The following is a 21,801-nucleotide window of genomic DNA, read 5'->3' on the forward strand; positions in this document are numbered from 1 at the left end:
GCATGACCACGAGCGAGACGGACCAGGTGAACGGGATGAACGAGGCCGGCGAGAGCGGTGCGGCGCGGGACGGTGGCGGCGGGGCCGACGCGGGGGCGGGTCGCGCCCTGGTGCACGAGCACAGCCCGCGGCTGGACTGGGCGCGGCATGCGCCGGAGGTCTACAAGGCGATGGTCCGGCTGGACGCGGCAGCCCGTAAGGGGCTGGATCCGGTGACGTACGAGCTGGTCAAGATCCGGGCGTCGCAGATCAACCACTGCGCGTTCTGTGTCGACATGCACAGCAAGGACGCGCTGGCCGCCGGGGAGAGCGTGGAGCGGATCGTGCAGCTCAGTGCGTGGGAGGAGTCGAAGCACTTCTACACGGCGAAGGAGGTGGCGGCGCTCGCGCTGACGGAGGCGATCACGGTGCTGACGGACGGGTTCGTGCCGGACGACGTGTACGAGGAGGCGGCGCGGCTGTACGGGGAGGAGGAGCTGGCGCAGTTGATCGCGGCGATCACGACGATCAACGCCTGGAACCGGTTCGGGGTGTCGACGCGGATGGTCGCGGGGCACTACAAGCCGGCGGCCGCCAAGTGACGGCTCGCACCACCGTGTTGGCGCCACAGGTGCGGGACGCGATGGTGGCTTTGGGGGCGGCGGCGAAGAAGGGGCTCGGGGATCCCGTGCTCGCCGAGTTGGTGATGATCCGGGCGTCGCAGATCAACGCGTGCGCGTTCTGCCTGGACATGCACGTCGATGTCGCGGTGGAGAAGAACGGGGAGGGGGCCGAGCGGATCGCGTTGCTGAACGCGTGGCGGGAGGCCGGCGAGCTCTACAGCGAGCGGGAGCGGGCGGCGCTGGCGCTGACCGAGGCGGTGACGGTGCTGACGGACGGGTTCGTGCCGGACGACGTGTTCGAGCAGGCCGCGAAGTATTTCGACGAGGCCGAACTCGCGCATCTTCTCGGGGTGATCACGGTCATCAACAGTTGGAACCGGCTGATGGTCAGCCGGCGTATCGAGCCTGGAGGGCCGGCCTGGTGAGTGCCGTCGAGACGTTCCGCGCGCTGCATCACGGGCGCTCCCCCGCCGATCCGCTCGTGCTGCCCGGACCGTGGGACGCGGCCAGTGCGCGGGTCTTCGAGGAAGCGGGGTTCCCTGCCCTGGCGACGCCGAGCGCGGGGGTCGCGGCGTCGCTCGGGTACGAGGACGGGCGGACGCCGGCGGAGGAGATGTTCGCGGCGGTGGCCCGGATCGTGCGGTCGGTGTCGGTCCCGGTGTCGGCGGACATCGAGGGCGGGTACGGGATGGCCCCGAAGGAGCTGGTGGAGCGGCTGCTCGCGACGGGGGCGGTCGGCTGCAACCTGGAGGAATCGGAGCCGGCGGACAGTGGTTCCGGGGCTGGTGCTGCTGCCGGTGCCGGTGCCGGTGGCCGGGCGGGTACGGGGCTCAAGGACGCGGCGCGGCACGCGGACTGGCTGGCCGAGGTGCGGGCGGTGGCCGGTGAGGAGGTCGTGCTGAACGCGCGCATCGACACGTTCATCCGGGGTGCGGCGGATCCGGTCGGGGAGGCCATCGAGCGGGCCCGCCTGTACGTCGATGCCGGGGCGGACTGCGTGTATCCGATCGGTGCGCCGGCCGAGGTGCTGCCGCGGCTGCGGGCCGGGATCGAGGGGCCGGTGAACGTGGGGGCGCCGCCGGGTGGGCCTTCGCTGCGGGAGTGGGGCGAGTTGGGGGCGACGCGGATCACGTTCGGGCCGGGCCTGCAGCGCAGGGCGACCGCGGCGCTGCGGGAGATCGCGGACCAGCTCCGCTGAGCGGCACATTGGCACCAATGCCGGTGCCGGTTGGGTGTCGGCACCAGTACGGGCGCCGCTCCCGGTGGCGCTCCCAGCGCCGCACCCAACGTCGCTCCCGATGGACGAGATGCCCCGGGAGGAAAGATGGCGCCGGGTGCCCCCGTCAGGAGGGGCACCCGGCAATGAGGAACCTGCCCCGTCGGTGGGGCGGCCACGCCTCGGGGGGCGGGGAGTTGGTCCGGATGTGGGGTTACTTGGGGAGCCAGGCCTGCCACGTGGAGCGGTGGCGGTCGACCCACTTCTTGGCGGCCTGCTCCGGGGTGAGCTTCTGCTCGGCGATCATGAGGGAGACCTCGTTCTGGTCCTCCGTCGTCCAGCGGAAGTTCTTCAGGAGGGCCGCGGCCTTGCCGCCGTCCTTGGAGAAGTCGGCGTTGAGGTACTTCTGCAGCGGCGTCTTCGGGTAGGCGCAGGTGATCGCGTCCGGGTCGGCGTCGCAGCCGTCCTTGTACGGCGGCAGCTTCACTTCCGTCATGGGCACCTTCTTGAAGAGCCACTGCGGCTGGTACCAGTAGGTCAGGAAGGGCTTCTTCTGCTTGGCGAACTGCTTGATCTGGGTGATCTGAGCGGCTTCGGAGCCGGAGAAGACGACCTGGTAGTTCAGCTTCAGGTTCTTGACCAGCGCCTTGTCGTTGGTGACGTAGGACGGGGAGCCGTCCAGGAGCTGGCCCTTGCCGCCGCTCTCGGCGGTCTTCAGCTGGGAGGCGTACTTGTTGAGGTTCTTCCAGTTCGTGACGTCGGGGTGCTGCTTGGCGAAGTACGTCGGGACGAACCAGCCGATGTGTCCGGTGACGCCGAGGTCGCCGCCGTTCACGATCGTCTTCTTGTCCTTGACGTAGCGGGCCTCCTGGTCGGGGTGGCCCCAGTCCTCCAGGATCGCGTCGACGCGGCCCTGGCTGAGGGCGTCCCAGGCGGGGATCTCGTCGACCTGGACGGTGTCGACGCGGTAGCCGAGTTCGTGCTCCAGGAGGTACTGGGCGACGGCGACGTTGGCCTGGGCGCCGACCCAGGACTGGACGGAGAGGGTCACCGTCTTGGCGCCGTGGGCATTGGCGTACGGGGAGGACTGCTTGGTCATGTCGGCGGCGCCACAGCCGGTGACCACCAGCAGGGCACCGGCCCCGGCGACGGCCGCCAGCGTCCTGCGACGGCGCGTGCTGAAGAGTCGGTTGCCGAAGAGTCGGTTGTTGGAGGGACGGCTACTGAAGGGGCGGTTGCTGAAAGGGCCTCGCATGGTTCAGGCCCCCTTTCCGGTGGAGCGGCGTTCCGTCGGCTGGGTGACGCGGTCGAGCATGAGGCCGAGGCAGACGATCGCCGCGCCGGCCACGAGGCCGGTGGCGAGTTCACCCCGGGCGAGGCCCGCGATCACGTCGTAGCCGAGGGCGCCGCCGCCGACGAGGCCGCCGATGATGACGACGGCGAGGACCAGGACGACGCCCTGGTTGACGGCGAGCAGCAGGGCCGGGCGGGCGAGCGGGAGCTGGACCTGGCGCAGTTGCTGGCCGGTGGTGGCGCCCATGGAGCGGGCCGATTCCATCGCGGCGGGGTCGACCTGGCGCAGGCCCTGGGTGGTGATGCGGACGACGGCGGGCAGCGCGTAGACGACGGCCGCGGCGACCGCGGGGGCGCGGCCGACGCCGAAGAGGGCGACGACCGGGATGAGGTAGACGAACTGCGGGAGGGTCTGGAAGACGTCGAGGACGGGCCGCAGAAGGCCTTCGAGGCGGGAGCTGCGGGCCGCGGCGATGCCGATGGCGAAGCCGAGGACCAGGGTCACCGCGACGGCGGCGAGGACCTGGGACAGGGTGTCGAGCGAGGGCTTCCAGACGCCGAGGACGCCGATCGCGGCCATGGCGAGCACGGCGGTCAGGGCGGTGCGCCAGGTGCCGATGAGCCAGGCGAGCGCGGCGACGATCAGCAGGACGGACCACCAGGGCAGCCAGGTCAGGCCCGAGCGGAGCGGGTCGAGGATCCAGGTGGTGAAGTGGGCGGCCCAGTCGGCGGTGCCGCCGATGTAGGGGACGCCGCTGTAGAGGTGGTCGGTCATCCAGTCGACGGCGTCGTTGACGGGGGCGGCGATGCCCACGACCCAGGAGTCGGGCCAGTCGAGCCGGTCGGCGAAGCGGGAGGCGAGCGCGACGAGAACGGTGCCGGCCGCGACGACGCCCCACTTCCAGGGGGCCGGGGCGTGTTCGTCCGCGCCGAGACGTTCGCCGGCCGCGCCGGTGACGCGGTCGAGGACGACGGCGAGCAGGACGATCGGGATGCCGGCGGCGAGTGCGGCGCCGACGTCGACGGAGGCGAGCGCCTGGTAGACGCGGTCGCCGAGGCCGCCCGCGCCGATGACGGAGGCGATGACGGCCATGGAGAGGGCCATCATGATCGTCTGGTTGAGGCCGAGCAGGAGTTCCTTGCGGGCCAGCGGGAGGCGCGCGGTGAGCAGCCGCTGGCGGGCGGTGGCGCCGAGCGAGGCGACGGCCTCCATGACGCCGCCGTCGGCGGAGCGCAGGCCGAGCGCGGTGAGGCGGGCCATGGGCGGGGCGGCGTAGACGACGGTGGCGAGGACCGCGGCGGGGACGCCCATGCCGAAGATCAGGACGACGGGCAGCAGGTACGCGTAGGCAGGAAGCACCTGCATCGTGTCGAGGACCGGGCGCAGGGCGCGGTGCATGGTGTCGCTCAGGCCTGCGGCGAGGCCGAGCAGGGCGCCGAGGATCACCGAGACGAGGACCGCGACGACCATCAGCGCGAGGGTCTGCATGGTCGGCACCCACATGCCGAGGACGCCGCAGATCAGGAACGCGGCAACGGCGACGGCGGCGAGCCGGAGGCCGGCGACGCGCCAGGCGACGAGCCCGGCGGCGGCCGTCACTCCGGCCCAGCCGGCGGCGAGCAGCACCAGGTAGACGGCGCGTACGGAGACGATGACCGCGTTGCTGATGTGGCCGAAGAAGTAGAGGAACAGCGGGTGGCTGTCGCGGTGGTCGAGGATCCAGGTGCTGGCGTCGGTCAGCGGCTGGGAGAAGTCGACCGTGAGGGCGTGGGGCCAGCTGCCGCTGGACCACTGGGCGTGCGCGAGCGGTACGAGGACGGCCGCGACGACGGCGAGCAGCAGGAGCTTGCCGAGGGCGCGGTGGCGTCGCAGGCCCGCGAGGGGACCCGCCCCGGTCTTCTCGAACGGGGCGGTGGTCACGGCGGCTGCCATCAGACCGCCTCCTCGCCCTCGGGGGCCCGGCCCGTCGTGGCCCGGTCACCCACCTCGGAGGAAGTCTCGTGGGCGGAGCCGGAGTCGGTACCGGAGTCGGAGTCGGCCTTGGAGCCGGAGCCCGAACCCGAACCCGAACCACCGACGGAGCCGGAGCCAGACCCGGCTCCAAAGTCGGAACCCGCCTCGGAGCCGGTCCCCGCCGGGGCGGAATCCGTGCCGGCGACGACGTCGATGAGCCGCTCGTGGTCGACGACTCCGACACAGCGCCCCTCGTCCATCACGCGCACGGCGAAGCCGGAGCGGGCGACGGCCTCGATGGCCTCGGAGACGGTCGCGTCGGGGGCGATGGCGGGGCCGCGCCCGGCCTCGTCGCTGTCCGCGGGGCGCATCGCCCGGCGCACGGTCATGACCTGCTCGCGCGGCACGTCGCGGACGAACTCGCGGACGTAGTCGTCGGCGGGGGCGCCGACGATCTCCTCGGGGGTGCCGAGCTGGACGATGCGGCCGTCGCGCATGAGGGCGATGCGGTCGCCGAGGCGCAGCGCCTCGTTGAGGTCGTGCGTGATGAAGACCATCGTGCGGCCCTCCTCGCGGTGCAGGCGCACGACCTCCTCCTGCATGTCGCGCCGGATCAGCGGGTCGAGCGCGCTGAACGGCTCGTCGAACAGCAGGACTTCGGGGTCGACGGCGAGGGCGCGGGCGAGGCCCACGCGCTGCTGCTGGCCGCCCGAGAGCTGCCCGGGGCGGCGCGATTCGAGTCCTTCGAGGCCGACCTTGGCGACGACCTCGGCGGCCTTGGCCCGGCGTTCGGCACGGGAGACGCCCTGGATCTCCAGGCCGTAGGCGACGTTGTCGAGGACGGTGCGGTGCGGCAGCAGGCCGAAGTGCTGGAAGACCATGGCGGCGCGGTGCCGGCGCAGTGCGCGCAGCCGCTGCTTGTCCATGGCGAGGACGTCCTCGCCGTCGATGGACAGGCTGCCGGAGGTGGGCTCGATGAGCCGGGTCAGGCAGCGGACGAGGGTGGACTTGCCGGAGCCGGACAGGCCCATGACGACGAAGACCTCGCCGCGCTTCACGTCGAAGGAGACGTCGCGGACGGCGGCGGTGCAGCCGGTGCGGGAGCGCAGCGCGGCGGCGTCGAGGCCGGCGAGTTCGGCGTCGCCGGGGACGCGTTCGGGCTTGGGTCCGAAGACCTTCCACAGGTTGCGGACGGCGAAGACGGAGTCCGGCTGCGCGGACTGTCCGTCGTTGTCGCGGGGGGCGGGGTCCTTGACGATGGTCTGCGTGTTCATCAGGCACCACCACCCATCAGCTCGGCGCACTTCTCCCCGACCATGAGAACTCCGATCATCGGGTTCACCGCGGGCATCGTCGGGAAGACGGACGCGTCGGCGATACGGATGGACTGCAGGCCGCGGATCTTCAACTCGGGGTCGACGACGGCGAGTCGGTCGTCCGCGGCACCCATGCGGCAGGTGCCGGCGGGGTGGTAGACGGTGTGGGCGACCTTGCGGGCGTACTCGCTGAGTTCCTCGTCACCGGTGACGTCCGGGCCGGGGCAGACCTCGCGCTTGAGCCAGCCGGCGAGCGGTTCGGTCTTCGCGATCTCGCGCGCGATCCTGATGCCGTCGACGAGGGTGCGGCCGTCGTAGTCGTCCTCGTCGGTGAAGTACCGGAAGTCGAGGGCGGGCTTGACCTCGGGGTCCGCGCTGGTGAGGTAGACGCGGCCGCGGCTGCGCGGCTTGGGGATGTTCGGCGTCATGGACACCCCGTGCTCGGGCTTCTCGTAGCCGAGGCGTTCCGGGTTGTCCGTGAACGGGATTTGGTAGAAGTGGAACATCAGGTCGGGGCCGGATGCGTCCGGGTCGCGCTGGATGAAGAGTCCGGCGTCGCTGTCCATGGCGCTGTTGTCGGGGATCGGCCCGTTCGTCTCCCAGACGATGACCGACTCCGGGTGGTCGAGCAGGTTCTCGCCGACGCCGGGCAGGTCGTGCAGGACCGGGATGCCGAGCTTCTCCAGGTCGGCCTTGGGGCCGATGCCCGAGTGCATGAGCAGGCGCGGGGTGTCGACGGCGCCGGCGCAGACGACGACCTCGTGCCGCGCGGATATCAGGGTCTCGACGCCGTCCTTGTCGCGCACGCGCACGCCGCGCGCGGTGGGGCCCTCGCCCGAGGCCGACGGGGCGTCGAACTCCAGCTTGTAGGCCCAGGTCTCGAGGAGCAGCGTGAGGTTGGGGCGGTCGCCGGCCTCCATGTGGGGGTGGAGGTAGGCCACCGAGGCGGAGGACCGCTTGTTGTTCTCGGGGTGGTAGGCGAGGTCGAAGAAGCCGACGCCGTCCTTGAACGGGCCCTTGTTGAAGCCCTCGACGCGCGGTACGCCGGTCGCCGCCCGCGCCGCGTCGACGAAGTCGCGGGCGATGGCGTTCCGGTCCTTCTCGTCGACGGGGACGATGTTGTTGCGCAGCTTCGTGAAGTACGGGTCCATCGCCTTGTGGTCCCAGCCCTCGGCGCCGGCCGCGGCCCACTCGTCCCAGTCGCCGGGCAGCGGCTTGAAGGAGATGAGGGTGTTGTGCGACGAGCAGCCGCCGAGCACCTTGGCGCGGCTGTGGAGGATGTGCGAGTTACCGCGCGGCTGCTCGGTCGTGGTGTAGCCGTAGTCGAGGTCTCCGCCGAGCAGGCCGAGCCAGCGGCGCAGGGTCAGCACGTCGTCGCGGTCGATGTCGCTGGGGCCGCCCTCGATGACGGCGACACTCACGCCGGGGTCCTCGGTGAGGCGGGAGGCGATCACCGATCCGGCGGTGCCACCACCGACCACGACGTAGTCGTACACGGACTGTTCGGGCTTCTCAGACATGCTTCAACTCCTAGGCGCTGCAAGGTTCTGCGCGTAATGAGGACGTACGTCGTTCAGGGCCGGGGGCGCCGCGCGGCGCCCCCGGCGAGAGCGGGGGCCGGGATCAGCCCGCGAACCACCGCACCGGCTTGGGCGCCAGGTTCTGGTACACGTGCTTGGTCTCGCGGTACTCGGCGAGTCCGGCGGGGCCGAGTTCACGCCCGACGCCGCTCTTGCCGAATCCGCCCCACTCCGCCTGCGGGAGGTAGGGGTGGAAGTCGTTGATCCAGACGGTGCCGTGGCGGAGCCGGCCGGCGACCCGGCGGGCGCGGCCCGCGTCGGCGGTCCAGACGGCGCCGGCCAGCCCGTACTCGGTGTCGTTGGCGAGGGCGACGGCCTCGTCCTCAGTGCGGAAGGTCTCCACGGTGAGGATCGGGCCGAAGGTCTCCTCGCGCACGACCCGCATCTCGCGGTGGCACTGGTCGAGCACGGTCGGCTCGTAGAACCAGCCGGTCGCGGGCCGGACCTCGGAGGGCTCGGGGCGCTTGCCTCCGCTGCGCAGCACGGCGCCCTCGGCGAGGGCGGAGGCCACGTAGGACTCGGTCTTGTCGCGCTGCTGCTCGCTGACGAGGGGGCCGCACTCGACGCCGTCCTCGGTGCCGCGGCCGAGACGGATCTTCCCGGCGCGGCGGGCGAGTTCGGTGACGAAGCGCTCGCGGACCGACTCCTCGACGATGAGGCGGGCGCCGGCGGAGCAGACCTGGCCGCTGTGGATGAACGCGGCGTTGAGCGCCTGGTCGACGGCGGTGTCGAAGCCGTCCTCGGTCTCGCAGGCGTCGGCGAAGACCACGTTGGGGTTCTTGCCGCCGAGCTCCAGGGCGACCTTCTTGACGTCGGCGGCCGCGGCCTGGGCGACCTTGGTGCCGCTGACCAGGCCGCCGGTGAAGGAGACGAGGTCGACGCCGGGGTGGTCGGACAGACGGGCGCCGACGGTGGCGCCGGGGCCGGTGACGATGTTGGCGACGCCCTCGGGCAGTCCCGCCTCGATCAGCAGCTCGACGAGGACGACCGTGGTCAGCGGCGTGATCTCGCTCGGCTTGATGACGAAGGTGTTGCCCGCGGCGAGCGCCGGGGCGATCTTCCAGCTGGCCTGGAGCAGCGGGTAGTTCCAGGGGGTGATCATCGAGCAGACGCCGACGGGCTCGTGCACGACGACGCTGTGGATCTCGTCGGACCCGGCGTCGACGACCCGGCCCGCGCCCTCGCCGACGACGAGGTCGGCGAAGTAGCGGAAGGCGTCGGCGACGCAGTCGACGTCGATCCGGCCCTCCTCGACGGTCTTGCCCGCGTCGCGGCTCTCCAGGAGGCCGATCTTCTCGCGGTCGCGGACGAGGAGGTCGGCGGTGCGGCGCAGCAGCGCGGCGCGCTCGGCGACCGGGGTGTGCGGCCAGGGGCCCTCGTCGAAGGCCCGGCGGGCGGCCTCGATCGCGGCGTCCGCGTCCTCGGTGCCGCCTTCGGCGATCACGGCGAAGGGCTTGGCATCCGCCGGGTCGAGGATCTCGCGGGTCGCCCCTGAGGCGGCGCCGCGCCATTCTCCGCCGACATGGATGGTGTGTTGTGCTGACACGTCCTGCTTCGCCTTCCGTTCCAGATCAGTTCCCCCCAGCACCGCGCAGGTCGTTCGTACGCACTGAAGTCGCACTCCGCGGTGATGTCGGAAGCCCCTGCCCGGGGGTGGGCAAAGCATGCGCAACCCATGGCCAAAAGTGCGCTGTGTCACCGCGCGCGTCGCCGAAAGCGGCGAAACGTACCCTGAGGAACGTTCTGTCCGGAGGGGTACGCAACTGAAGACGGCGCGCATGAAGACGCAGCAGAAGAAGGCCCGCGGAAAGGCGCAGAAGAAGACCGGAGCCAAGACCCGAGGCAAGGCCCAAGGGAAGACTCAGGGCAAGGGACAGGGGAAGGCGCCCGGCGCGGAGAAGGCGGGAAAGGCAGGTCAGGCCTGGGTCGTGGTCCTGGCCGTGGTCACGGCCGCGCTGCTGGCCGCCACCGCACGCTCGGGCGGTGGCGGCGACGGCACGGAGGGTGACCGCGACGCGAAGGCGGCCGCCTCCACACCCCGCGCCACGGCACCGGGCGCGCTCGCCGCGCAGGCCCGGCGGAATCTGCTGACGGCCCCGTCACTGCACGTGACCGTCACGGACCGTTCCGAGGGTGCCGGCCGTTCCGCTCCGTCGGCGATGGATCTGTCCCTGGACCGGGAGGGCGACTGCAGCGGCGCCGTCACGTTCGGTGCCCGCGGCTCGGCCTCCGTCCTGCGCCGCGACGACCGGGTGTGGCTGCGGATGGACGCCGCGCTGTGGCGGGCCCGGGTGCCCGGCGCCGCGGGCCGGGCCCTGGCCGAGCGGATCGACGGCCGCTACGTCACCGGCCCCGCCTCCGACCCGACGCTGAAGGACCTCGCGAGCGTGTGCGACCTGGACGCCCTGCACGCGCAGCTCCGCGCGGACGCGCGGGACGAGACGATCACGGAGCGGGGCGGGGCCCGCACCCTGCACGGCGTCCGCGTCGTCCCCCTCACCGGGACGAGCACGGACGGCAGCGGGACGCACGTCACCTTGTACGTCACCGCGAGCGGCACCCCGCGCCTGATCGAGCACACCCGCACCGGCGGGCGCACCGACCTCACGACGCGGTACGCGGATCAGGGCGCGCCGGTGCGGGTGACGCAGCCGCAGGCGTCGGACACGGTCGAGGTCTCCCGGCTCGGGAAGGCGAAGGGTCAGGGCTGATCGAGGTCCGGCAGCCAGTCCCGCGCGGGGTCGTGGTCCAGCCACCGGCGCCGGCCCGCCAAGTCGGCGCAGGCCCGCAGCAGTTCGGAGATCGCCGGGTGCTCGCGCCCGGCGGGCCACACCAGGGACCAGGCGTACAGCGGGGTCGGTTCGACGAGCGGGACGACGCGCAGGCCCGGGTCGCGGGGCAGCGGGACGTCGGCCGGGAAGAGGGTGAACTGGCGGGGCTCTTCGCGGAGTCGGCCTAGGAAGGCGTCGAGGCCGAGGTTGGGCCCGCCCTGCCGCGCCTCGATGCCGAACCGGTCGGCGAACCGGGTCAGGAAGTCGAGCCGTACGGTCTCGGCGGGATAGCGCAGCACGTACGGGCGCAGGTCGACGGGGCGGAGGGCGTCGGAGGCGGCGAGCGGGTGCCGGGCGCTGAGCACGGCGTCGACGGGTTCGAGCCGCACCAGCCGCCGGACCAGCCCCGCGTCGGGCAGGGCGTGCACGCGGCCGAAGCCCGCGTCGATGTCGCCGCGCGCCAACGCCTCGGCGACGGACGGGTAGTCCCGGCCCGCCCCCGCTTCCACCCGGAGCCCGGGCGCGGCCTCGGTCATCGCGGCGACGGAGCGCAGGGGTGCGTACAGATGCCCCCAGACGTCGAGGCGCAGCGGGCCGGGCGGGGCGCCGCGCGCGGCCTCGACGGCGGCGCGGCCCGCTTCGAGGAGCCGCCGGGCGGGTTCGAGGAACCGGGCGCCCTCGGCGGTGGGCGCCACCCCCTGGGCTCCCCGCTCGAAGAGCCGGACCCCGAGGACGCCCTCCAGCCGGGCGACCCGCTTGGACAGGGCCTGCTGGGTGATCCCGAGCCGTCCGGCGGCCCGCCCGAAGTGCCGCTCGTCGGCGACGGCGGCGAAGGCCCGCACCTGCGCGAGATCGAGGTCCGGGTCGTACTCGGGTTCGGGGCCGCGCTCCACACCGTTCACACCCGGCACCCTACGGAACAACCACCGGTTGTCGCCCCCGCTCAACGGTTGTTGGACCGTCCTGCCCCGCCCCGGGTCCACTGGTCCCATGAGAGCCTACGCACCCACCGGCCGGGCCCACACGGGCGCACCGCACGTCGTCCTCGCCGAGCGCCCGCAGCCCCGGCCGCGCCCCGACGAGGCGCTGATCAAGGTCGAGGCGTACTCCGTGAACCGGGGCGAGACCTTCAAGCTGGAGGAGTCCGGGGCCAGTTGGCTGCCCGGCAAGGACGTCGCCGGGCTCGTCGTGCAGCAGGCCGCCGACGGCAGCGGGCCGGAGGCGGGGCGGCGCGTCGTCGGGCATCCGATGAGCGCCGGCTGGGCCGAGTACGCCGCGGTGCCGACGTCGGCGCTCGCCGCGCTCCCCGACGGCGTGGACTCCGTGCGGGCGGCGGCCCTCCCCCTCGCCGGGCTGACCGCGCTGCGGCTGCTGCGGGCGGCGGGCCCGGTGGGCGGCCGCCGCGTTCTGCTGACCGGCGCCTCGGGCGGGGTCGGGCACTACGTCACCGAACTGGCGGCGGCCGCCGGGGCCCGCCTGACCGCGGTCACCGGATCGCCCGAACGCGGGGCGCGGCTCCTGGAGTTGGGCGCGGAACAGGTCGTCCACGACGTGGCCGCGGCGACGGGCCCGTACGACCTGGTCCTGGAGTCGACGGGGGGCGGCGCGCTGCCGGCCTCCCTCGCGCGCCTGCGCCGCGGCGGCACGCTGATCTGGTTCGGCCAGGCTTCCCGCACCCCGGTCACGCTCGACTTCTTCGCCTTCTTCAAGGGCCCCGAGTCCGCGACGCTGCGCCACTTCCACTACATGGACTTCCCCGAGTCGTTCGCCGACGACCTCGCCGCGCTGGTACGGCTCGTCGCGGGCGGCCGGCTCCACCCGGAGCTGGGCCGGGTCACGGACTGGGCCGACACCGCCGCCACGCTCGTCGACCTGCGGGAGCGCCGCATCCGCGGCAACGCCGTCCTCACCCTCTCCTGACCCCGTCGAAGACACCCCTGAGCACCGTAAGCACCCCCGAGACACCCGAGACACCCGAGCCGAGATCCGGAGCACCCATGCCGACCCCCTTCTTCCGCCAGCCCGGCGTCCTCGCCGACTTCATCGCCCAGAACCGCTCCCGGACGTACGGCGCGGGCCTGGACCCGTACGCGTACGAACGCGTCACGAGCCGGCTCACCGACCTCATGGACTGGCCCGGCGCCTTCATCGGCGAGGGGCGCCGGCAGCTCGCGGACGGGGAGCGGTTCGAGGCGAGCGGCGCGGTGCGCTCGGCCGGGGAGGCGTACCGGCGGGCGGCCCGCTGGTTCCACTGCGCCGTGCTGCTCCCGCACCCCGACCGCGAGGAGGCGGCGCACGCCGCGCGGCAGGCGGACCGGGCGATGGACCGCGCGCTCGCCCTCCTCGAACCGGACGCCGTACGCGTCGAGGACGACTCCTACGCGGGCCGGCTGCGCGGGATCGCGCACGCGGGGCGGGGCGTGGCCGTCGTGGTCCCGGGACTCGACTCGTCCAAGGAGGAGTTCCACGACCTGGCGGACGCGCTGCTCGCGCGCGGGGTCGCGGTCTTCGCGATGGACGGGCCGGGCCAGGGGGTGCGGGCGGCGACGACCACCGTGGACGCGGACTACCACCACGTCATGGCACGGGTCGTCGACGCCCTGCACGCCCGGCTGGGCGGCCCGGTCCCGATCGCCGTCGTCGGGCTCAGCCTCGGGGGCTACTACGCGGCTTGGAGCGCCGCGCACGAACCGCGCATCGGGGCGGCGGTCACGGTCAGCGGGCCGTACCGGCTGACGGGGTGGGACGACACGGTGCCGTTCGTGCGGGAGACGCTGGCGCTGCGGAGCGGTTCGGAGCGGGCCGGGCGGGAGTTCGTGGCCCGGGTCGATCTCCGGGAGGCGGCGAAGCGGATCGGGGTGCCGCTGCTCGTGGTCGACGGTGCGGACGATGTGATCCCCGGGGTCGAGAACGGGGCGGGGCTCGCCGCGGCGGCGCCGTACGGGGAGTACCTGTCGGTGCCGGGCGGGGATCATCTGCTCGGCAATGTGCGGGAGCGGTGGCTGCCGGTGGTGGGGGACTGGATCGCGGAGCGTCTGCGGGGTGCCGTCTCGTAGGCGGGTGCCGGCCGGTGGGGGAATGCGCCCGAAGGGCATGCATTTCAGGGGCGCGGGGAACTGCGCGACCAGCCCCCACCGGACCCGCACCCGCCCCAAAACGGAACCACCCGCGGCGAGTCGGGAAGACTCGCCGCGGGTGGGTGAACCCGCTGCGTGAGGCTCGGGATCAGATCAGGCCAAGCTCGCGGACCGCGTCGCGCTCCTCCGCCAGCTCCTTCACCGACGCGTCGATCCGCGCCCGCGAGAACTCGTTGATGTCCAGGCCCTGGACGATCTCGTACTTGCCGTCCTTGGTGGTGACGGGGAACGAGGAGATCAGGCCCTCCGGGACGCCGTAGGAGCCGTCCGACGGGATACCCATGGAGGTCCAGTCGCCCTCGGCGGTGCCGTTGACCCAGGTGTGCACGTGGTCGATCGCGGCGTTCGCGGCCGAGGCGGCCGAGGACGCGCCGCGGGCCTCGATGATCGCGGCGCCGCGCTTGGCGACGGTCGGGATGAACTCGTCGGCCAGCCACTTCTCGTCGCCGCCGATGGCCTCGATGGCCGGCTTGCCCGCGACGGACGCCTGGAAGATGTCCGGGTACTGGGTGGCGGAGTGGTTGCCCCAGATGGTGAGGCGCTTGATGTCCTCGACCGACGCGCCGGTCTTCTGGGCCAGCTGCGTCAGCGCGCGGTTGTGGTCCAGGCGGGTCATCGCGGTGAAGCGCTCGGCCGGTACGTCCGGGGCGGCGGCCTGGGCGATCAGGGCGTTGGTGTTGGCCGGGTTGCCGACGACGAGGACCTTGATGTCGTCCGCGGCGTGGTCGTTGATGGCCTTGCCCTGCGGCTTGAAGATGCCACCGTTGGCGGCCAGCAGGTCGCCGCGCTCCATGCCCTTGGTGCGCGGGCGCGCGCCGACGAGGAGGGCCACGTTGGCGCCCTCGAAGCCCTGGTTCGGGTCGTCGAAGATGTCGATGCCCTTGAGCAGCGGGAAGGCGCAGTCGTCGAGCTCCATGGCGGTGCCCTCGGCGGCCTTGACGCCCTGCGGGATCTCGAGGAGGCGCAGCTTGACCGGCACGTCCGCGCCGAGCAGGTGGCCAGAGGCGATGCGGAAGAGCAGTGCGTAGCCGATCTGGCCGGCGGCGCCGGTGACGGTGACGTTCACAGGAGTGCGGGTCATGGCGTTCTCCGTAGGACAGCGGGGTTTTGATCGATCTCTCTACATCAAGAGATCCGCCCGTCAGGCTATCGCGCCCCAACCCGGGCGGACCTACCGGTTCGTGTGGCTCAGCCCACAGCCGCACCGTAGTGCACTCCTGCGAGTCACGGACCGCAGACCTGTTCACACCGAAGCGGCCGCCGGCCCGGATGTGCCGGGCCGGCGGCCGCCGTGGGGGTGCCACTCGAGTGACCGGTCCCGTGGGGGTACTGCGCGCCTTCCCCGAAGGCGCCCCCCCATGCGCATCGCCCGCGCATCGCCCGCGAACCACTCGCACATCGCCCGCGCATCGCCTCGGCGCGCTGGCCCGACCGGGTGACCCGTGGCGGAGCGCGGAGCTACTGCGTGCAGACCGTCTTGCCGGTGGCGAGGGTCGCGCAGGCCTTGGCGTCGGCGGCCGATCCGACGGCCAGCATCGGCGTGTACGCGTCCGTGTCGGCCTTGCCGACCAGGCCCTTCTTCGAGGACTCGGTGCCGGACTGCAGGACCACGCTGTCCCCGGGGGCCGCCCCCTGGACGCGGGCCCAGGCCGCCTTGCACGTCTTGCTGTAGCGGACCTGGACGACGGTCGTGCCGGACCTGATCTCCGCCCCGTTGGCCGCGAGGTCGCCGCCGCAGCCCATGGCCTCCGGGTCCTTGCCGGTGCAGCTGTCCCCCACGCACTCGACGCCCGCGGGCAGCTTCGGCGCGCTGGTCGTCGGAGTGGGCGTCGGCTCGTCGGCCTGGTCGCCCTTGTCGCCGCCGTTGAACAGCACGTAGGCGAGGGCGGCGACGAGCGCCACGCCGACGACGCCCGCGAGCACCATCGTGATCCCGCGCCGGCCGCCCCCGCCGCCCTTCCCGTTCCCGTTGCCGTTGCCGCGGCGGCCCCCACCGCCGGGCGCGGCCGGGGCCGCGGGCTGCGCGGAGGGGCCGAAGCCGTCGCTGCGGGAGCCCATGGCCGGCGAGACGCCCGCCGGGCCCGCGACGCCGGTGGGCCGGGCCGCGGTGGCGCTGCCGCCCCGGCCGCCGCCCTGGGCCGCACGACCGCCCGGCGCGTCACCCCCGAACTCTCCCAGGGCCGCGCGGGCCTGGGAGATGCGTATCGCCTCCATGGTCATGTCGTGGCGCATCTCGGAGCGGCTCCAGGCACGCTCGGCGAGCTCCCACATGGTGGTCAGGTGCATCGGATTGGTGCCCGTGACCTCGGCGAGCGCGACGATCGCGCCCTTCGGCGGGAGCAGCCGCCCGTTCAGATACCGCTCCCACGAGGTCTTGCTGTAGCCCGTGCGGTCCGACAGCGCGGCGATCCCGAGCCCGCTGCGGTCGACCAGCCGGCGCAATTGGCTGGCGAACTCCTTGACCTGCGGATCGAGTTCGTCCGGTAGCGCCTTCCAACGAGGCATTGCCTTCCCCCTATTCCCCCCGTTACGTGCCTGATTCCCCCGCGCCGCGCCAACGCTTCGGCCCCCACTGCCTACCCATTGGGATGCGGGTAGCCAGGATGTCAGTTCCCCGGCAGGGGGCGCACGGGGGCATCCGACCCCGCCCGCGCCTCGGTGCGCCCCCGCACGCCGCACCGGGTCCGGGACGTCCGGGACGGTCCCGATTTTCCAGGCTATGTGCGCGATCCGCCCCCGTGCGACAGAATCCCCGAACCTGCCCGGGGATCGCCACACAGGGACGGACTCGCTCCGTTCGTCACCGGCCGGTCAGCGCACGGTGAAGTGCAGGGTGTCCTGAAGGAAGGGGATCTTCAGCCACGGATCGGGCTGCGCCATGAGCGCGAGCAGCACGATGACGGCGCCGAGGATCCCGTAGGTCAGCAGGTCGGTGAAGCGGGAGCGCACGGCGAGCATGCCGACGCTCGGCAGCACCCAGCGCAGCACGGCCCCGCCGAGCAGCGCGACGCCGACCAGGATCGTGCCGATCCGGAACAGGTCGAAGGCCGTCAGGAGCAGCCCGAGGCCGGTCACCGCGAGGACGGCGATCAGCGGCCACTGCCGGGCGGGCGCCGGGGAACCGCCCGGGGCGGCGCGGCCGCCGCCCTCGGGGCGCGCGGTGTCGCGGGTCCACCGCGGGAAGCGGCGCGTGCCGTGCTTCTCCCCGCCGGTGGTCACGTCAGCCGACACCGTTCGCGTTCCGCTCCGCGGCCTCGACCACGTTGACGAGGAGCTGGGCGCGGGTCATGGGGCCGACGCCGCCCGGGTTCGGGGAGATCCAGCCGGCTACCTCGGCGACGCCGGGGTGCACGTCGCCGACGATCTTGCCGCTCTCGTCGCGGGAGACGCCGACGTCGAGGACGGCCGCGCCGGGCTTGATGTCCTCGGGCTTGATCAGGTGCGGCACACCGGCGGCGGCCACGACGATGTCGGCGCGGCGCAGGTGGGCGGCGAGGTCACGGGTGCCGGTGTGGCACTGGGTGACCGTCGCGTTCTCCGACTTGCGGGTGAGCAGCAGCGGCATGGGACGGCCGATGGTGACACCGCGGCCGACGACGACGACCTCCGCGCCCTTGATCTCCACGCCGTGCTCGCGCAGCAGCGTGATGATGCCGTACGGGGTACAGGGCAGCGGGGCCGGCTCGTTCAGGACGAGGCGGCCGAGGTTCATCGGGTGCAGGCCGTCGGCGTCCTTGGCCGGGTCCATCAGCTCGAGGATGCGGTTCTCGTCGATGCCCTTGGGCAGCGGGAGCTGGACGATGTAGCCGGTGCAGGCGGGGTCCTCGTTGAGCTCGCGGACGACGGCCTCGATCTCCTCCTGGGTGGCCGTGGCCGGCAGCTCGCGCTGGATCGAGGCGAGGCCGACCTGCGCGCAGTCGCGGTGCTTGCCCGCCACGTACTTCTGGCTGCCGGGGTCCTCCCCCACGAGGATCGTGCCGAGGCCGGGCGTGACGCCCTTCTCCTTCAGCGCCGCCACGCGGGCGGTCAGGTCGGACTTGATCGCGGCTGCGGTGGCCTTGCCATCGAGAATCTGGGCAGTCATGCGGCCATTGTTCCAGGGCGGCCGCCGTTCACCCAAGTTGCACTTGCACAACGGCCCCGGGAAGCGGCTGGACAGGGGCCCGGTCCGTTGAGAAGCATGATCGGCACCGCTCTCTCCTTGTCGTCCCCGGAGGAAAACCCGCCATGAGTTTCGGCGACCCGAACAACCCCTACGGCCAGCAGCCGCCCCAGGGCAACCCGTACGGACAGCAGGCCCCACAGGGCGTGCCGCCGCAGGGTTACGGCCACCCGCAGCAGCCGGGCCAGCCCTACGGCGCCTACCCGCAGCAGCCGGGCGGCCCGATGGGCCCCGGCGTCCCGCCGCTCGCCTCGATGGGCCGCCGGTTCGGCGCCCGCATGATCGACGGCGTCCTGTTCTTCGTCCTCTACGCGGTCTTCCTCGCTCCGAAGTTCACCGACCTGATCGACACGGTGACGGCCTGCGACGCGAGCTCCCCCACGTACGACACGTGCGTGAACGACGCGGTCTCGGACTTCCAGTCCGGGATCCTGCCGGTCGCCGGTCTGTTCATGGTCCTGGTGCTGGCCTACGAGGTCCTGATGATCGCGTTCGTCGGCGCCACTCTGGGCAAGCTGGCCGTCGGCATCCGCGTCCTGAAGGCGGACGACGGGCAGAAGCCGGGCATCGGCGGAGCGTTCCTGCGCTGGGTCATCCCGACCGTCGGTTCGTTCGCCTGCGGCATCGGCCAGCTCCTCGTCTACCTGTCCCCGTTCTGGGACAAGTCCGGCCGCATGCAGGGCTGGCACGACAAGGTCGCGAGCACGGTCGTCGTCCACGTCAAGGGCTGAACCGCCCGAGGCCCACAGGTGGCCGCAAACGCCCCTACGTTCGGGGGGTTTGCGGCCATCGGTCTTATCCGGGCCCGCCCTCTTCCCTACCCTGAGCCGCGAAACCGTCGGAGAAATCCGAGGAAATCGGGGGAAGGTGGGCCACCACCATGCACAGTGTCATCGTCGTGCCCGCGCCGGACACGGGGCCGCGGGAGCAGTTCCGGCTGGGGCCGGGCGAGCGTCTGCGCTTCGGGCGCTGCGACCGGAGCAACGACCTGACGTTCGCGCACGAGGGCGTGTCGCGCGTCGCGGGCGAGATCACCGCCCAGGGCACCTTCTGGGTGCTGAGCAACCTCAGCTCCCGGCAGACCTACGTGGTGGAGAACCCGGAGGGCGCGGGCGAGCACATCAAGGTCGCCGCGGGCCGGCTCGACGCGCCGGTGCCCTTCGAGTTCTCCCGGGTCGTGCTGCCCGCCGCGGGCGACCTGCTGCCGTTCGAGGTGTGGGCGCCGCGGCACGACTACGCGCGGGGCGCGGACCGGGCGGGCGAGGGGGCGCCGACCGCGCCCGCGTTCAGCCTGGACCCCGGCAAGCGGTACTTCGCGGTCCTGGCCGCGCTGTGCGAGCCGCGGCTGCGCGGGCAGCCGCACGCCGCGCTGCCGACCGTCGACCAGATCGCCGAGCGGCTGCGCCCGACCTGGCCCGCGTCGAGCCGCTCCGCGGTGCAGTGGAACATCGACTACCTCGCGGTGAAGCTGCGCCTGAAGTCCGGCCCCGACACCTGGGACCCCGGCCCGCGCCTGAACGGCAAGCGGGAGTCCCTCGCCTCCCTCGCCCTCCGCTTCGACCTCGTGCGGGAGGACGACCTGGCGGTGCTGAGCGGCGGCCCGGGGCGCTCGTGAGCGGGTCCGGGGGCGGCTTCGGGCACACGGTGCGGGTGGCGAAGGGGTTCCGGCTGGGCCACTGGGAGGTGCGCGAGCCGCTGGCCTCCGGGGCCTTCGGCACGGTGTACGCGGCCCGCCGCGCCCGGCCGTCGGACACGCTGCCGCGCACGGCCGCGCTGAAGTTCCTGCCGACCGGCACCCGCACCCCGCGCCAGCTCACGCACCTGCGAGAACTGGCGGACCGGGAGGTGCAGCTGCTGCGCCGGCTGCGCGACACACCCCGGCTGGTGCGGCTCTACGAGACCCTCACCGTCGACGCGCCCGACCAGCCCGGGCTCGACGGCGCCACCGTCCTCGTCCTGGAGCTGGCCGAGGGCTCGCTGGCCGGGCTGCTCGAGCGCGCACCGGCCCCGCCGCACGGCCCCGAGCTGCTCGCCCAGGTGTGCCAGGGGCTGGACCAGCTGCACCGGGCGGGCTGGGTGCACGGGGATCTGAAACCGGCCAACGTGCTGCTGCTCGCCGACGGTTCGGTGCGCCTGGCCGACTTCAACATGGCGGCCGAGCTGGACGGCACGCACGCGTACACGCCGGCCTTCGCGACGCCCGACTACACGCCGCCGGAGCTCCTGTGGGCGGAGATCGGCGAGCGCGGGCAGCGGATCCGGCCGACGGCGGACATCTGGGCGTTCGGCGTTCTCGCCCATCTGGTGCTCACCGGCGCGTTCCCGCTGCCCGGCGGCACGCCCGCCGCACGCCGCGACGCGGCGGTGCGCTACGCGCGGGGCGGCGACGAACTGCGGCTCGCCCCCGGCGTCCCCGACGCCTGGCGCGGCATCGTCACCGACTGCCTGGCCCGCACCCACGCGGAGCGCGCCGCCCTGGACGCGGCGGAGCTGCTGCGCCGGGTGGAGGCTGTCACGGGCGTCCGGTCCGCGCGGCGGCCGCGCGGACCGCGCCGGCGCCGGGTCCTGGCCTGGGCTGCGGGTGCGGTCGTGGCGGCCCTCGCGGCGGGCGGGGCGACCCTCGCGCTGACCGGCGGCGGCCTGCCGGGCGGCGCTCCGGGCGAGGACCGGAAGGCCGCCGCCCGGTACGGCGCGGCCGAGCTGCGCACCGACGCGGGTGTCCCGGTGCGTTACCGGAAGCTGATCGTGGACGCCGCGCACGGCTGCCACGAGCCGGAGGTCACCCCCGCCCTGATCGCCGCGATCCTGAAGGCGGAGAGCGGCTTCGACCCGGATCTGTCCGACCCGGCCAAGGACGAGTACGGGATCGCCCGCTGGACCCCGTCCGTCCTCTGGTACTGGATCGACCCGCGCCGCAGACCCCAGGTGATCAAGGATCTGCGGCCGCCGTTCCCCCCGGACGTGTCGATCCCGGCGGTCGGCCGGTACACCTGCGACATCGCCCGCCAGCTCGCCCCGACCGGCCGGGTCGAGGGCGAGCGCGGCGTACTCGTCGCGGTCGGCTACCGCACCTCCGCCGGGACGGTGAACAAGGAGGGCGGTGTGCCCGACCGGGTCCGCCCGTACGCGGACCGGGTCGGGCACTGGCTCAAGGCGTACACACCGCCCGGGGCCGGTCAGTAGCAGTTGCGGATCTTCCAGACCGGGCCCCAGTCGTAGCTGGTGGACTGGGCGTCGACCGGCACGTTCTTCAGGACGTTGCCGGACTGGCCGTAGAAGGTGGCGGTCGCCCGGTCGCCGGTCTGGAAGTTGGCGTAGCCGCCGTTGCCCTTGAAGTAGGACAGCGAGTAGGTGTGGCACTCGTAGAGCTTGAACACCTTGTACTGGCCCTTGTTCGGGTCCCAGGCGCGCACGCACAGGTTGCCGGTCGGGCAGGTGTAGCCGGGGCCGTCGCTGTAGAAGTACGGCGCGGCCGGCGACACGCTCGGCGAGGCGGCGGCGACCCGCTCGGCGCGGGCCGGGGACGCGGGCGAGGCGGTGGCGGTGGGCACCAGGCTGACGGCGGCGACACCGGCGGCGGTGGCCGCGGTGCCGAGCAGGAGACGAAGACGCATGAGCTGAACTCCCCGTGGTCGTTCGGGTGTTGCGGTCGAGTTCATCCTGCTCGCGGCGGCGCCCGCTGACAGCCTCGGAGGTCCGAGGGTCCGTCCGGGGGACGGTGGGCAGAGGTGAGGGCCCGCCGGTCGGTGACCGGCGGGCCCTCACCCGTT

Annotated in this window: 20 protein-coding genes; 9 read left to right on the forward strand and 11 right to left on the reverse strand. The window is 73.0% G+C overall.

All coding sequences use genetic code 11. The annotated features are described in order from the left end of the window. Window positions 1–2: 2 nt before the first annotated feature. Genes IAG42_RS13570 through IAG42_RS13580 form a run of 3 tightly spaced genes read left to right on the forward strand, consistent with a single transcriptional unit; the run spans window position 3 to window position 1,800 of the window. Window positions 3–581, forward strand: coding sequence for a carboxymuconolactone decarboxylase family protein (locus IAG42_RS13570; protein WP_223205980.1), 579 nt, complete (start codon window positions 3–5; stop codon window positions 579–581). After that, window positions 578–1,027, forward strand: a complete 450-nt coding sequence (locus IAG42_RS13575; protein WP_188337278.1) for a carboxymuconolactone decarboxylase family protein — start codon at window positions 578–580, stop codon at window positions 1,025–1,027. The genes IAG42_RS13570 and IAG42_RS13575 overlap by 4 nt, the downstream gene beginning before the upstream one ends. Continuing rightward, a complete protein-coding gene (locus IAG42_RS13580) occupies window positions 1,024–1,800 on the forward strand; it encodes an isocitrate lyase/PEP mutase family protein (protein ID WP_188337279.1) in 777 nt (258 codons plus the stop codon). Before IAG42_RS13575 ends, IAG42_RS13580 begins: the two co-directional genes overlap by 4 nt. A gap of 232 nt (window positions 1,801–2,032) precedes the next feature. Here IAG42_RS13580 and IAG42_RS13585 read toward each other — a convergent pair whose 3' ends face one another. From IAG42_RS13585 to IAG42_RS13605, 5 genes are all read right to left on the reverse strand, one after another. Beyond that, a complete protein-coding gene (locus tag IAG42_RS13585; protein ID WP_223206397.1) occupies window positions 2,033–2,917 on the reverse strand; it encodes an ABC transporter substrate-binding protein in 885 nt (294 codons plus the stop codon). A gap of 159 nt (window positions 2,918–3,076) precedes the next feature. Then, a complete protein-coding gene (locus tag IAG42_RS13590) occupies window positions 3,077–5,044 on the reverse strand; it encodes an ABC transporter permease (protein WP_188337281.1) in 1,968 nt (655 codons plus the stop codon). Beyond that, window positions 5,044–6,339 (reverse strand): quaternary amine ABC transporter ATP-binding protein, encoded by a 1,296-nt coding sequence (locus tag IAG42_RS13595; RefSeq protein WP_223205981.1) that lies wholly within the window; start codon window positions 6,337–6,339, stop codon window positions 5,044–5,046. The genes IAG42_RS13590 and IAG42_RS13595 overlap by 1 nt, the downstream gene beginning before the upstream one ends. Continuing rightward, window positions 6,339–7,901: a GMC family oxidoreductase gene (locus IAG42_RS13600; RefSeq protein ID WP_188337282.1), complete on the reverse strand. Its 1,563-nt coding sequence runs from the start codon at window positions 7,899–7,901 to the stop codon at window positions 6,339–6,341. The genes IAG42_RS13595 and IAG42_RS13600 overlap by 1 nt, the downstream gene beginning before the upstream one ends. A gap of 103 nt (window positions 7,902–8,004) precedes the next feature. Then, on the reverse strand, window positions 8,005–9,507 hold the full coding sequence (locus tag IAG42_RS13605; protein ID WP_223205982.1) for an aldehyde dehydrogenase family protein: 1,503 nt from the start codon (window positions 9,505–9,507) through the stop codon (window positions 8,005–8,007). A gap of 232 nt (window positions 9,508–9,739) precedes the next feature. On the opposite strand from IAG42_RS13605, the gene IAG42_RS13610 reads away from it, so the two are divergent. After that, window positions 9,740–10,672, forward strand: coding sequence for a hypothetical protein (locus IAG42_RS13610; RefSeq protein WP_188337284.1), 933 nt, complete (start codon window positions 9,740–9,742; stop codon window positions 10,670–10,672). Here IAG42_RS13610 and IAG42_RS13615 read toward each other — a convergent pair. Further along, a complete protein-coding gene (locus tag IAG42_RS13615) occupies window positions 10,663–11,634 on the reverse strand; it encodes a LysR family transcriptional regulator (RefSeq protein ID WP_223205983.1) in 972 nt (323 codons plus the stop codon). The genes IAG42_RS13610 and IAG42_RS13615 overlap by 10 nt on opposite strands. A gap of 88 nt (window positions 11,635–11,722) precedes the next feature. Here IAG42_RS13615 and IAG42_RS13620 point away from each other — a divergent pair, with 88 nt between their 5' ends. Both IAG42_RS13620 and IAG42_RS13625 read left to right on the forward strand, forming a co-directional pair. After that, entirely contained in the window at window positions 11,723–12,652 is a 930-nt protein-coding gene (locus IAG42_RS13620; RefSeq protein WP_188337286.1) for a zinc-binding dehydrogenase, read from the forward strand. Window positions 12,653–12,729: 77 nt separating this feature from the next. Then, the gene (locus IAG42_RS13625) at window positions 12,730–13,788 is read left to right on the forward strand and encodes an alpha/beta hydrolase family protein (RefSeq protein WP_188337287.1); all 1,059 of its coding nucleotides are present in this window, start codon (window positions 12,730–12,732) and stop codon (window positions 13,786–13,788) included. 169 nt (window positions 13,789–13,957) lie between these two features. On the opposite strand, the gene IAG42_RS13630 is transcribed toward IAG42_RS13625, so the two are convergent. From IAG42_RS13630 to IAG42_RS13645, 4 genes are all read right to left on the reverse strand, one after another. Further along, on the reverse strand, window positions 13,958–14,950 hold the full coding sequence (locus IAG42_RS13630) for a malate dehydrogenase (protein ID WP_188337288.1): 993 nt from the start codon (window positions 14,948–14,950) through the stop codon (window positions 13,958–13,960). Between the two features lie 377 nt (window positions 14,951–15,327). Beyond that, complete coding sequence (locus tag IAG42_RS13635) at window positions 15,328–16,374, reverse strand: helix-turn-helix domain-containing protein (protein WP_188337289.1); 1,047 nt, start codon at window positions 16,372–16,374, stop codon at window positions 15,328–15,330. A gap of 306 nt (window positions 16,375–16,680) precedes the next feature. Beyond that, the gene (locus tag IAG42_RS13640) at window positions 16,681–17,100 is read right to left on the reverse strand and encodes a DUF3017 domain-containing protein (protein WP_188337290.1); all 420 of its coding nucleotides are present in this window, start codon (window positions 17,098–17,100) and stop codon (window positions 16,681–16,683) included. Continuing rightward, on the reverse strand, window positions 17,090–17,953 hold the full coding sequence (locus IAG42_RS13645) for a bifunctional methylenetetrahydrofolate dehydrogenase/methenyltetrahydrofolate cyclohydrolase (protein WP_188337291.1): 864 nt from the start codon (window positions 17,951–17,953) through the stop codon (window positions 17,090–17,092). The genes IAG42_RS13640 and IAG42_RS13645 overlap by 11 nt, the downstream gene beginning before the upstream one ends. Window positions 17,954–18,096: 143 nt before the next feature. Here IAG42_RS13645 and IAG42_RS13650 point away from each other — a divergent pair, with 143 nt between their 5' ends. The 3 genes from IAG42_RS13650 (at window position 18,097) to IAG42_RS13655 (ending at window position 21,214) form a co-directional block, all read left to right on the forward strand. Beyond that, window positions 18,097–18,762 carry an RDD family protein gene (locus IAG42_RS13650; protein ID WP_188337292.1) on the forward strand — a complete coding sequence of 222 codons (666 nt, stop codon included), beginning with the start codon at window positions 18,097–18,099 and terminating at the stop codon, window positions 18,760–18,762. 149 nt (window positions 18,763–18,911) lie between these two features. Then, window positions 18,912–19,646 (forward strand): FHA domain-containing protein, encoded by a 735-nt coding sequence (locus tag IAG42_RS37995; RefSeq protein ID WP_223205984.1) that lies wholly within the window; start codon window positions 18,912–18,914, stop codon window positions 19,644–19,646. Continuing rightward, on the forward strand, window positions 19,643–21,214 hold the full coding sequence (locus tag IAG42_RS13655) for a serine/threonine-protein kinase (protein WP_223205985.1): 1,572 nt from the start codon (window positions 19,643–19,645) through the stop codon (window positions 21,212–21,214). Before IAG42_RS37995 ends, IAG42_RS13655 begins: the two co-directional genes overlap by 4 nt. Here IAG42_RS13655 and IAG42_RS13660 read toward each other — a convergent pair. Beyond that, the gene (locus tag IAG42_RS13660) at window positions 21,208–21,645 is read right to left on the reverse strand and encodes a hypothetical protein (RefSeq protein ID WP_188337293.1); all 438 of its coding nucleotides are present in this window, start codon (window positions 21,643–21,645) and stop codon (window positions 21,208–21,210) included. The two genes, IAG42_RS13655 and IAG42_RS13660, sit on opposite strands and share 7 nt — an antisense overlap. Window positions 21,646–21,801: the final 156 nt, after the last annotated feature.

Source organism: Streptomyces xanthii (assembly GCF_014621695.1).
GTDB lineage: Bacteria > Actinomycetota > Actinomycetes > Streptomycetales > Streptomycetaceae > Streptomyces > Streptomyces xanthii.